This window comes from Butyricimonas sp. DFI.6.44, from assembly GCF_022132345.1.
GTDB classification, from domain to species: Bacteria; Bacteroidota; Bacteroidia; order Bacteroidales; family Marinifilaceae; genus Butyricimonas; species Butyricimonas muris.
Genome location: NZ_JAKNJD010000013.1, coordinates 175,009 through 187,053, shown reverse-complemented (window position 1 = coordinate 187,053; position 12,045 = coordinate 175,009). Strand labels below are relative to the sequence as shown.

Annotated in this window: 7 protein-coding genes; all 7 read right to left on the bottom strand. The window is 44.7% G+C overall.

The features are described 5' to 3' along the window. Window positions 1-34 precede the first annotated feature (34 nt). The 7 genes from L0M98_RS17940 to L0M98_RS17910 all read right to left on the bottom strand — a co-directional run bounded on the left by L0M98_RS17940 (window position 35) and on the right by L0M98_RS17910 (window position 11,778). Complete coding sequence (locus tag L0M98_RS17940) at window positions 35-3,547, bottom strand: SusC/RagA family TonB-linked outer membrane protein (RefSeq protein ID WP_227217064.1); 3,513 nt, start codon at window positions 3,545-3,547, stop codon at window positions 35-37. Between the two features lie 155 nt (window positions 3,548-3,702). After that, window positions 3,703-4,881, bottom strand: coding sequence for a FecR domain-containing protein (locus L0M98_RS17935; protein ID WP_227217065.1), 1,179 nt, complete (start codon window positions 4,879-4,881; stop codon window positions 3,703-3,705). A gap of 95 nt (window positions 4,882-4,976) precedes the next feature. Beyond that, window positions 4,977-5,522: an RNA polymerase sigma factor gene (locus L0M98_RS17930; protein ID WP_186975862.1), complete on the bottom strand. Its 546-nt coding sequence runs from the start codon at window positions 5,520-5,522 to the stop codon at window positions 4,977-4,979. A 21-nt stretch (window positions 5,523-5,543) separates the two neighbouring features. Continuing rightward, window positions 5,544-6,698: an AAA family ATPase gene (locus L0M98_RS17925; protein ID WP_186975863.1), complete on the bottom strand. Its 1,155-nt coding sequence runs from the start codon at window positions 6,696-6,698 to the stop codon at window positions 5,544-5,546. Between the two features lie 129 nt (window positions 6,699-6,827). Next, window positions 6,828-8,480, bottom strand: a complete 1,653-nt coding sequence (locus L0M98_RS17920; RefSeq protein ID WP_227217066.1) for a hypothetical protein — start codon at window positions 8,478-8,480, stop codon at window positions 6,828-6,830. A 130-nt stretch (window positions 8,481-8,610) separates the two neighbouring features. Next, window positions 8,611-10,311, bottom strand: coding sequence for a TldD/PmbA family protein (locus L0M98_RS17915; RefSeq protein ID WP_186975865.1), 1,701 nt, complete (start codon window positions 10,309-10,311; stop codon window positions 8,611-8,613). Window positions 10,312-10,545: 234 nt separating this feature from the next. Then, window positions 10,546-11,778: an alpha/beta hydrolase gene (locus tag L0M98_RS17910; protein ID WP_227217067.1), complete on the bottom strand. Its 1,233-nt coding sequence runs from the start codon at window positions 11,776-11,778 to the stop codon at window positions 10,546-10,548. Window positions 11,779-12,045: the final 267 nt, after the last annotated feature.

Below are 12,045 nucleotides of genomic sequence, written 5' to 3'. Positions count from 1 at the left end.
ATCATTATTTATTATTTAACACTCAACTTACCTCTTAAAACATCACTTGTAAAGACAATGAAGTAACCCTTCTCGTCGGCCAATCTCCCGTTTCCGGATCCAACCCGTTCCATTTACTATCGGAAACCCACATAAACGGGTTCGTCATACTTGCCTTAAGCAACAACCGTTGCGCCCCGATTCGAGATAACCACTTCTGTTCAAAATCATAAGACAACGACAAAGAACGACAACGAATAAAATCCGTGTTAGCCACTCGCAAATCGGAATTATTATACATATCATACAACCGTCTTTCCGAACTCGCTACCGTGGCTGTCGTCGGCAAATTGATATAGGCTTTACTCGTCGGAATAGAAGGAATATTGGTTTTATCTCCCGCTTTCCGCCAACGCTTGGCTAAATCCCGGGATACATTCTGCTCCGGGGTTGGAATCCCGTAATTGCTATCCGTGTCATACAACTTCGGCAAACGGGCATGTCCTCCCCACTGCACGTTGAACAAAGCATACAACGACCAATTCCGGTACTTGAACATCATGTTCAAACCTCCCGAAAAATCCGGGGTAAACTTACCGGACTTCACCAAATAGGCCAACGGACTCTCCCCGTCCTCCACATCCATGTAATCAAATTTCGGGAAACCATTCTCATCATCCAGACCTGCATACTTGAAAGAATAGAACGTGGAGAAAGCCTCCCCGTTCACCACGGCACTACCATCCAGATAATCGTTCAAGGTATTAATCCGTTGATTCTTATTTACCTTATTCTTGGTCACGGCCGTATTCAATGACAACTGCCAAGTGAAATCTTTCGTCCGAACCGGAATCACGTTAATCACGAAATCATAACCGGTATTCGTCATCTCACCCCCGTCCACGATAGCTTTCTCCACTCCATTTTCCCGGGGGATATTACGGGAAGAAAGTACGTCGCTGACCTTTTTGAAATAATTCACCGTGAAATTCAATCGTCCTTCCAAGAATGCGGCATCTACCCCCAAATTATAGGTTTTCGTTTTTTCCCATCCAAGATCAGAATAAGGCAACGACTTCACGTTCAACACGTAATCATTATAATATTCATTCACGCCTCCCTGTTCCGCTATCAAATAAGGTGAAACCGTTTCCACCGCGTTACCTTGATAACCGTAAGAAGCTATCAAATCCAAATTATTCAACCACCACAAATCTCTCGCGAAATTCTCCGAAGCCACTCTCCACTTCGCTCCCACCGACCATGTCGGCTCGAAACGTTTATTTTTATCCTGCCCGAAACGATTGGATGCATCAAGACGAGCGCTGACATTCAACACGTAGCGATTATCATAAGCATACACGGCGGAAACATACTCGCTCAGTTTATTGTCAATCTTATTCAACACGGTAGCTTCTCCTTGTGCCAAATCATTATCTACCGGATCACCCAAATATATATACGTCATCGGCAACTTCACGAAAGTTTCGCCCCGATCCCTCAAATACCCGTAACGCTTTCCGGTCGACCCTCTCGTTTTAGTAGAATTAGTTTCGATACCCAACTGCAATGTCATCCGGTGCACATCCTTGAACATTCTATCATACACCAAAGCATTCCGCACCGTGATGGTAGTCACATCCGTCAACCCGGTTTCCAACAATCCCCCGAAAGGCAAACGGGTATACCCGAACTCCTCGGCAGAATTTTCGTAAGCCTCAAAATCATACCCCCGGAGAGTAGAAGCGTAAAAAGAACGCTCCGTGGCATACTTTTTCACGTCTGCCGACGAGGAAGCATAAGACACCAAGCCTTGGTATTCCAATCCCGGCAAAATATTCCATTTCAAGTCCAAGGTTGCCCCCCAACTCTTCGTGTTGTTCTCGCTTCCCGTGTTATCTAACTCATTCTGAATATTATACAAGTAATTATATTTACTATTAATTACCGTACTTTCGGTTTCCGCCCATTTGTCATGATAATGCAAAGTACCATCCTCGTTATACATGGGGATCACACGGCTCGTGTTATACGCATAATTGAAAGGATCCACGTCATAGGCAAAACCTTCCGCTTTTCGCCAAGTACCCTTCAACAACAAATTCACCATCAATTTATTGTCAAACAAATTCACCGTCGTGTTAGAGGTAGCCGTAAACAACGCCACGTTATTCCCCTTCGCTTCTCCCCTCTCGTCCGTGTATCCCAACGAAGTCCTGTTCTGAATCTTTTCAGAACCACCGCTCAAACTCAAACTATGTTTATGACTAAACGAATTACTGAACAGCAAATCAAACCAATCCGTGTTTCGCTCGGCCATTTTCCTGTATTCCTTATCGAAATCTTCCTTCGAAATCTTTTTATCCAAATAAGATTTCAACAATCCGGCATACCCGACCTCCAAAATCGTGTTAGGGTAAACCACCCGATCCTCGTACATTTCCCTCGAGAACTCCATCATCTCCTGTGAATTCATCCGGTCATACAACCCGTAACGAGGTCTCTGACCTATAGAAAAATCCCCGCTATACGATACCGAAACTTTACCCGCTTTTGCCTTTTTTGTCGTGATAACGATGACACCATTAGCCGCCTCGGAACCATAAATAGCGGTAGCCGAAGCATCCTTCAAAACAGTGATTGTTTCTATATCATTGGGATTCAACCATGAAATTGCATTACCCGCTAACTGGGAAATATCATCCGCGTCCACCGAAAACTTCGTGTTATCCTCCGAGTTAAACGGTTGGGGATCCCGTTGCACCACTCCGTCAACCACCCATACCGGTTCCTGACTCCCCAGCAAAGAAGAAGTACCCCTTACGCGTATCTTCGGTGAAGAGCCCACCATACCGGTTCCCGACTGCACCAGCATTCCCGGAACCACCCCCTGCAACATCTGGTCGATAGAAGAAGCTCCCGCCATCATAATATCCGCCACGCTCACCGTGGTTGCCGCTCCCGTGTAATTCCCCTTCGCCGTTCTCCCGTAGCCGGTAATCACCACGTCGTCCAAAGCCTTAATATCTTCCTCCATCACCACGTTAATCGAATCTTGCCCCACGTACTTCACCTCTACAGTCTTCATTCCCATAAACGAAAACACGAGAGAAACATTATCCGTCATCGGCAAAAGCAAAGAATAATACCCGTTATGATCAGTCGTCGTTCCTAACTTCAAATCTTTCGCCATCACGGCTACCCCGGGGAGAGGCAACTTGTCTTTATCTGACACTCGCCCCACGATATTCAACGACTTTTTCTTTTCCTCCGGAGCTAGTTTCAAAACAATAAACTCATCCATCATCTCGTAAGTCAAACGTGTGCCTTCTAAAATTCTATCCAGCACAACCTTCAAATCCGTCTGCACGAATCCCGCTTCCACGGTTTGCGACTTATCCAACTCGTTGTTACTATACACCACGGTAAGCCCCGTCTGTTCTTTGATCTGTTTAAATAACTCCAAATAAGTCACGATCTTCGCCTCAACCGTGATCTTCGCTTGAGCCTTAACACCGGCAACCGCCAGATGCATGCTTGCCAATAATAAAATTACGCTTAGTTTCATTACTTTCAATAATTTTCGTGGTTCAAAACCTCGCATGAAAAACCACCTCGTTCGCTTTTTTTTCATACTTTTGCAAATAGGTATATTAATTATTAATAAGCCCTATCCCGGATCGTGCGTCACCACTATTCGGGATAATTCATTTTATATAAGCTTCATCTTTTCGCACGAATCACGACTTTCCCTTCCTCCTCCTCGAACTTCACGTTTGTCGTCTTCGATATCATATTCAACACGTAATCCAAACTCCTGTATTTAGTCACCGCCCCGGAAAAACGTAATCCTTTTGCCTCCTCATCCACGAAGACAAAAGAAACTCCATACCAACGAGATAATTTCACGGTCAATACCTCCAAGGGCATATCCTCAAAATTAAACTTACCGGTTTTCCAATCAATAATCATCCGAACATCACCTTCCCGAATAGTAGTTTTACCGTTCTCTTTGTTTAAAGATGCAACCTCTCCCGGTTCAAGCGCATAAGCCTCCTTTCCCACGTCAAAACTAACTTTCCCGTGCAAAAGCGCCACTTCCGTCAAACCGTCATTCTCGTAAGCCGTCACGTTAAATGCCGTCCCCAGCACACGCACTTTCACTTCTCCCAGATGCACGTAAAACGGTTTATCCGGGTTTGACGCCACCTCGAAGTAAGCCTCGCCTTGCAAACTCACTTCCCGCGAATCCCCGTAAAAGCGATTGGGAAACTCCAACCATGAATCCGAATTTATCCAAACTTTCGTACCATCGCTCAACTCCACGAAGTACTCCCCTTTCCGAGGCACCACGATCGTGTTGTTCTCTCGTATCCCCTCCCCGGGCATCCCTTTATCCTCGAATCGAACTCCTCCCGTTGAATCCTGTATCACACCTACACCGGAAATATCCGCCACTTGACGAGTTTCACCTTCCTTTAACTCGATCCTTTTTCCCGACGAAGTCACTAAAATCGCTTTAGCCGATCCGGATTCAACTTGTAAAACACTCGCGAAAACATTTGATTCTCCCTTGATTTCCCGTTGTCCTCTCCAAACGAAAAACGCCCCTACCAACACCATTACCACGGCAGCGACACTACTTCCCCACGCGTACCACAATCTCCTTCGCCTCTCCAAAATCGGGGTTATACGCTTCCACACATCTTCTTGCATCCGCTCCAATCTACTCCATTTTCCGACAGCATCCACATGCACCTCCGTCCGAAGAATCTCCCGAAAATACTTTTCATGCTCGGGGGAAGCTTCCAACCACCGAATCAAACTACTCTTGTCTTGTTCCGGAAGCTCCCCTTGCAGGTATCGGGCAATCCACTCGTCTATTTCATTCCATGTATCCATGACCTATTTTCTTTTCCGTATAGACAATAAAAAAGAAAATCGGGTGAATCAAAAAGAGAAAAAATTCAAAAAAAATCAAGCACCAAGCATAACCATCAATTTATCAGCACCATAACAAGAAACAAATCCATCCGTTCGGCAAAACGCTCCCGCAAATGCCTCATCCCGTTTTTCAACAACGTTTTCACGGAATTTATAGATATTCCCAACGCATCCGCGACCTCTTGATATTTCATTTCATGAAAAAACACGCTTCTAATAATTTCCCGTGTCTGTTCAGGCATTCGCTCTATTTCAGCCTCCACCTCTTGAATCAACGTGTCGTTCCACTTCACCATCTCCTCCTCAACCACTTCTTCCCGCAACACATCCAGTCGATCACGCAATATATCTTTCTTTTTTAATCGATTCAGGCAACTATTCTTTACCGAACGGAACAAGTAAGTCTTCGTGACCTCACTCCGGATTTTTTGATACGTTTTGTCCTTCCAGAAATTTATAAAAACCTCTTGTATAACATCCTCCGCTTCCTCCTCCGAAATCAAAAAACTAAGGGCATACAAAAACATCGGCTTCGAGTATTCTCTATAGACCTGCTCAAACCTATCCGCCAGATTCATTTTATTCACAGACTCTTCCATGCTCCCCACTACTATTTTGAATTAAAGCTTATATCCTGTTCCATACGTTTCTGCCAACCAAAAACCGAAAAACCGGTCATAAACGTGATACACCCCTCCATCCTTAGTTATAAACTCTCTCTCGAGCAATTGTTTTATCGCGGATTGCACGGAACTCGGCGAATGCAATCCATGCCTTTTGACAAATTGCGTCGAGGTTATCTCCATGGCTTTCCCTTCTTTAGCTATTGCAAACAACACCTCTTTCTGCCTTTCGGGCAACATGGCAACCATACTTTGATAAACAGTTTTATTCGCTTCCACCGTTAAATGCAATATCTGGTCAGCAAGGTTTACCGTCATCTCTTCTCCTGCCTCTACCTGTTCATAAAAACGATTAAACAACATCTGCATATACCAAGTATGCCCCTCCAACAAATTATACACGCGTGTGATACACTCCTCCGTAATCTTTTTACCCGCTTCACGAAAATGATGATACACGAACTCCTTATACCGTTCCGGCCGAATGGCTTCCAGATTCAGAAGAGAAGCACTCTGGTAAAACGGTCTTGATGCCGAAAAAAACATATTTTGCATCATGTGGCGTTGGCTACCGGAAAACACAAAATTAGCATTCTTACATCTTTGAATACACGTGCGCAACATTGCCTCCACGTTTTTCTCCGGGTACTTGGCAATCTGCTGAAACTCATCAATAGCCACGATACAACGTTTATCGGCTCTTTCCAAATACATGAAAATCTCTTCAAGAGATAATTCCGGTTGCTTGATATCTCCAATCCCGATATCAAAAACAGGCTGTCCACTCATTGAGTCTAACTTAAATGCCGGACGCAGTGAACTGATAATGGCAAAGAATTGCTCGATAAACTTCTTCCCCTTGGGCTTCAAGGTTTCAAAAATATGCTTGCCAAGAGCGAACACGAATTCCCTTAACGTACCCGTGGCATAAATATCGATAAAAAACGTGTAGAACTCTTCTTGCACCTGCTTACGATGAAAACAATGTTCTATTAACCCTGTTTTACCCATACGCCGGGGAGAAACAATCACCGTATTACGCTCGTTAAAAAAAGCCCGCGTAAGTTCATCACTTTCCATCTCCCGGTCACAAAAATATTCGGCAGAAACATACCCGCTAATTATAAAAGGATTCCTAACCTTTGCTATCATCATTAGATTATTTAAATTGCAATTATTGCAAATATAATAATTGCAAATCAAATAATCACAAGTATCATAAAAAAACTTGGCTCACCGTAAAAGCGAGCCAAGTTCCCTGTGTTCTATTTTCTATAATGACTATTTCTGCAACGGGAAAGTCAATACCTGTTCTTTGTCTTTCTTCACGTCAGACTTGTTGATTTCTATATTTTCCACCAGAATAGAAGAAGGATAAATGATTGAAGACAACACCTCTCCGTTAGAAAGATAATTGCTTACATTCTCCTTGTTGGAAATATTCAACATACGTTTCAAGTTGGGTAACGTGAATCCGGAAACATCACCGAAACGTACTTGCGTTTCGCTTCCGTCTTTCAAATCCACCCGGTAGATGCGGGAAGCCTTTCCTGCCAAGCCGCGCACGATATAAGCGTATTTCAAACCTTCCTCCTTGGCAGCCTTGATCAAAGCGGCTTTCATCTTTTCCGGCTTGGTACCCTTGTCGGCTTTAATATGAATTGTACCGGGAGCCAATGTATAGGTTCCATCCATAGAAGAAAGCGTGAACCGGGAACTACCTGTCGATTGGGGCGCATGTAATGTCGGAACGGTTCCGTTCAACATCGCCTTGAAAATACCGTTCTCCACCAAGGTGATTTCCTTGGGCGGCACGATACCGTCGGCGTCAATATCATAAGCTCCCAATAAAGTGACACCATTGTATTTTTCCAAAGAAGAATAATTCTTCACCGTCAGACGGGTATCGATGATCTTCATATCCAGACGATCATCCAAAGTCTTGATCGGTTGCATACGATCTGAAGCAGGTTTACGATAAGCGTAAAGAGCACCTCTCCTCAATAAATTAGAGGTCAAAACAGAAGAACTCGCTCCTCCCTCAAATAAAACCGGACCACCGTAATACTCCGTGATAACCGGGGCATTCTTTAACTTGATCAAATTATCGGCAAACGCTTTCACGCCTTTTTTCAACTCATCAAGCGAAGGTAAATCTTCCGGACGGTCTACAATCACGGAATAAGTATCATCGATACGTACACCATCCTCGGTCACCACGTAAGCCGTGGCATACAAGTTGGTATATCTCATCGGTTGTTTCAACACAACACCATCGGTCGTCATTTTATAAATCTCAATATCCGCACCGCTGATATTTACCGATGAATTGTATATATCCTTGTAATCCTTGAAGATGGCAGATAATTCGTTTGCCGTTTTCTCCAACGCGGCACGATCTATCGTGTAAGCGTTTTTAGCTTCCTCGATTTTCGTGACAGGCTCCACTTTCTGACGATCTTTCAAATTCACCTCTTCGGGCGTTCTCGGGTTCGCCTTCAAGTAAGATTCTTTCATGTTGGCAGCCTGTAACGACCACTTGTACATCATATCCGACCCCATCCAATAATTCCTGCGCATGCCGTCATAATCGGGCTCTGCCGGCATCGGCAATTGAGCCGCAACACAGCTATACGCGAAATCGTTATTATTATCATCATTCCCTAAAAACATTTGTACCGCCCCGCGGGAAGACCACGGCGTTTCCGTGAAATTAACGATACCGCCCAACGAGGCTCTCACCTGAAATTGACGAGAACGTCCCAAGGTATAAGAAATATAGTAAGGAGGTTGCATCCCCGGCAACATCAACTGTTCCTTGTTGCGTTGCATCTCATCCTGCATAGCTTTAAAGATCACCTGATCTTGATCATTCTGGGCGGCAAGCGGTGCCACAAGCAGGAAAAACAATAATATCGATAATATATATTTCATTTCAATTTAAGATTTTAGATTTTAGATTTACGATCCTATTAATTTTTGATTTATGATTTTAGATTTATGATTCAACTTATTCACCGACATAATTTCACTCGTAAATCGTAATTCATAAATCTGAAATCAATCAATTGTTCGTCGGTGCCGGTAAAATAGGAGGTAAATCCATTGATTTCTGACGACGCTGCGTTTCAATCTTATTTACCAGAATCATCGGGGAACTAGCCGTAACAGGCACCCAACCGGATTCAGCACCACACTCGCCCGTGAACACGCTTGGGGTATCACCACCGCACACGATATTGGAGAACATGGATAACGGGGTTCCGATCAAATCCACTCCGCGAACCAATTCGTCCGGACGACCGTCAACATATATCCGGTACACTTCCAACGGGGTCACGTTAAAGGAGTTCAAGCTACCGCCTTCACCGGTCAACGTGAAACCGCTCGTTACTTCTTTGAAATAATAACCGTATTCTTTTCCTTGCTTTTTAGCTTCTTCCAGCAACATCTGACGTAATTCCGCCTCCGTTTTCGGGGCTGTCGTTTCCACCACCAAGTTAGACTGACGGGAAACAGGATCACCACCACCGGAAGTACGAGCGTGTCCGTTCGTACGGGGGAATCCGTCCAGAGGCACACGACTCATCAGGAACTCCCTTAATATACCGTCTTTCACTACATCTACACGACGTGCTTTTGCACCTTGATCATCATACAGGTAAAACCCGTTCAATTCCTCCCCGGCATAACTGCGTAAAGTCGGATCGCAATACACTTGGAACTCTTTCGGCAACACGTATTCACCTACCATTTTCTTGAAGGTCTGTCCTCCCGATTTCAAACGATGTCCCTCGATACGGTGACCGAAGATTTCATGGAAGAAAACACCGCTTGCAGGACCGGACAACAATGCCGGACCCGTGTAAGGATCAACGACCGGGGCAACACGCAATACTTTCAAACGCTCTATCATTTTTTTCGCGTCGGCAATCATGATGCCTGCATCAGGAAGGTCTTTCAATTCGTAAGCGAAATAAGACATATTCAAAGGCAATTCCATCCCGTCATCCGCTTTCATCGAAGCACTCATCATGACACGGGCATACGTGCGGTTCTGCACCACTTCCGTGCCCTCGGTATTCACGAAATAGGTACGCAATACCCGGAAGGTCAGGCTTGTTTCCCCGCTCTGTAATAAAGGTTCACTTTTGAACACGGCGGAAACCTCATTCAGTTTCTTTTCCCACGCCGCGATATCGATAGCCTGCTTCTCGGCAGGAATCGGGGCCTCGTAATATTTCTCTACCGGGGCTGCAGAGAAAGAAGGAGCTTTATCCTCGTCGGCAACGCTTACCTTACTCTGCGTCTTCGCCTGCTCGTAAGCTTCCGTGGCAAAATTATAACGTTGCATCACCTCGTACCAGATTGCCTGACGCGTTGCGTCAGTCCCGTTCTCGTCATCCAACCCGATATAAGCCATCCGGTAATTCCCGTTCCGGTCAGGCTGAGCCCCCATGGCGTTATATTTAAAGTTATCCAGAATCGTATCTCCCACCCGAATCTGCGGCACCAAAGAACGTACATGTTGCTCCTGTGCCCGCATCGTCGCCCCGAAAGCACTCGAGATATTCACGGTACGATCATCCATTACCCGAAAATTCATGTGGTAAGGAGGATTCTCCTGCTTCTGCAGCTCTTTCATATCGGCTGCCAACTCTTCCTTCAATAGTTGCAATAACTTGTCCTGCGCCTGCGCGTACGTCTTTTGGACGACAAACAGCGAGAGGACACAACTAACAAAAATCAATCCTAATTTTTTCATTTCTAATTGTTTTAATCATTTTTCTTTAAAGTTCTCTGAAGAACACGCACTAATTATACCAACAAAATTACACCCCAGATTTCACTATTCAAAATGATTCTACATTAATTCTTTGTTAATTCTTCAACCCTCAACCTACATTTAAAACGCTCCATTTTAACATTTCCATAACCGAAAAAAAATCGCCCGCCAATTACCATGGCGAGCGATTTTATCAAAGATCAAAAAGAGCATTCACTCAACCTTCCCGTTATCAACAACCGTCAATTTCCCACTAAAAATCAAACGCCTATCCACCCTCTCGTCTATCGATTCGGCTATATTCTTCAACGTCCGCTTCACTTTTCCGCTAAAGAATTTATTCCCTTGATAAAATATCTCCACGGGCTGCTCGAAATCAATCATCTCATCATTCAACCGAATTATCAATCGCTTGTAATCATTTTTCAGAATCGTGAACGTGTTCCCGTTCCGTTCCACGACGACCTCCATGCCGTGTTTCGCCTCGTCCGTATCAACTCGCAGCCAATATAAAGAAGGCATCACCACCTCTTCCTGTCTCCACACGACCTTTGTCGGGTTTGGCTCTCGTTGATATTCCGCCATCCAAGGGATTGCCGCACGATCTTCCCGATCCATCCAATGCCCTTTCCCCTTCACGATACGCGTTTCGTGAATATACCCTTCCGGGTCGGAAGCGTGCAAAGAATCCATCACCACTCCTTTCTCGGCAGCCAAAGTATTCCGGTTATAAGCCGCATCCCGTTCCCCCATCCAAATCATGAAAGGAACGTTACGCAAATTAACCTGAGAAGCCTCACCGGGATGCCCTGCCATCATGGAAGCAGCAGCCCAACGATCCGCCATACGGGGAGCCATACGCCACACGCCGTCACCCCCTGCCGAATAACCCAACAAATACACCTTATCCGGGTTCACGCCCATCATCACGACCGCCGTCCGGATCAACTCGTCGAAAAACTCGTCCAACCCCGGCTTAAACCACATATTCCAATCATCCCAAGGCGCCCGGGGTGCCACGTACACACCCTCCTTCGGTTGATACAACTGAATCTGATTCTTCCATTGTTGCGTATTCAAAGCCTCCGGGGCGCTTCCCCCGCCATGCATGGAAATATAAAGACTCCTCCCGTCTGCCGGTTTCACTCCGAACACCTTATAATCAAAAGGCATCCGCAACCCCTCCCTACTAAAACATTTCCCTCCCCACATCCGCTCGTTTTTCTTCTTCACCTCTTTCAGCTTCTCGTCAAACAACAAAGTCGCAATTTCCCTTGCCTCCTCCTTATTCAACGCCTTCTCGTAAAAAGCAAATTTATTCAACGGTTTTCGTTCCTCCGCTTTTCTTGCCACCCATGTTTTCACGGCTTTCACTTGTGCGGATACACAGGACGGTGATAACCACACGCTTACAAAAAACAAAACACAAACAATTCTCATCATCATCAAAATCACTAAAATAACACAAAACACAACTTATTTCTCCTCTACCCCTTTGGGTTGAAGAGAAATTTTCGCCCTAAAAATAATGAAATTACACTCGCGACACAATTATCATTAAAGCAAAAAAATAAAAGGTGGGTTTCTAGCATATTCAAATATCCTACCTGAATTAATCATGAATATACTATATATTTTCATGGTATTAAATTTCATTCAAATTCAATTAAATTACTATTTATTTACCTTTAAAATAGGCTTTGAATAGGAGAT

Excerpts from the sequence above, each read along its gene's own strand:
- L0M98_RS17940 (WP_227217064.1), bottom strand. The coding sequence starts at position 3,547 with ATGAAACTAAGCGTAATTTTATTATTGGCAAGCATGCATCTGGCGGTT.
- L0M98_RS17935 (WP_227217065.1), bottom strand. The coding sequence starts at position 4,881 with ATGGATACATGGAATGAAATAGACGAGTGGATTGCCCGATACCTGCAA.
- L0M98_RS17930 (WP_186975862.1), bottom strand. The coding sequence starts at position 5,522 with ATGGAAGAGTCTGTGAATAAAATGAATCTGGCGGATAGGTTTGAGCAG.
- L0M98_RS17925 (WP_186975863.1), bottom strand. The coding sequence starts at position 6,698 with ATGATAGCAAAGGTTAGGAATCCTTTTATAATTAGCGGGTATGTTTCT.
- L0M98_RS17920 (WP_227217066.1), bottom strand. The coding sequence starts at position 8,480 with ATGAAATATATATTATCGATATTATTGTTTTTCCTGCTTGTGGCACCG.
- L0M98_RS17915 (WP_186975865.1), bottom strand. The coding sequence starts at position 10,311 with ATGAAAAAATTAGGATTGATTTTTGTTAGTTGTGTCCTCTCGCTGTTT.
- L0M98_RS17910 (WP_227217067.1), bottom strand. The coding sequence starts at position 11,778 with ATGATGATGAGAATTGTTTGTGTTTTGTTTTTTGTAAGCGTGTGGTTA.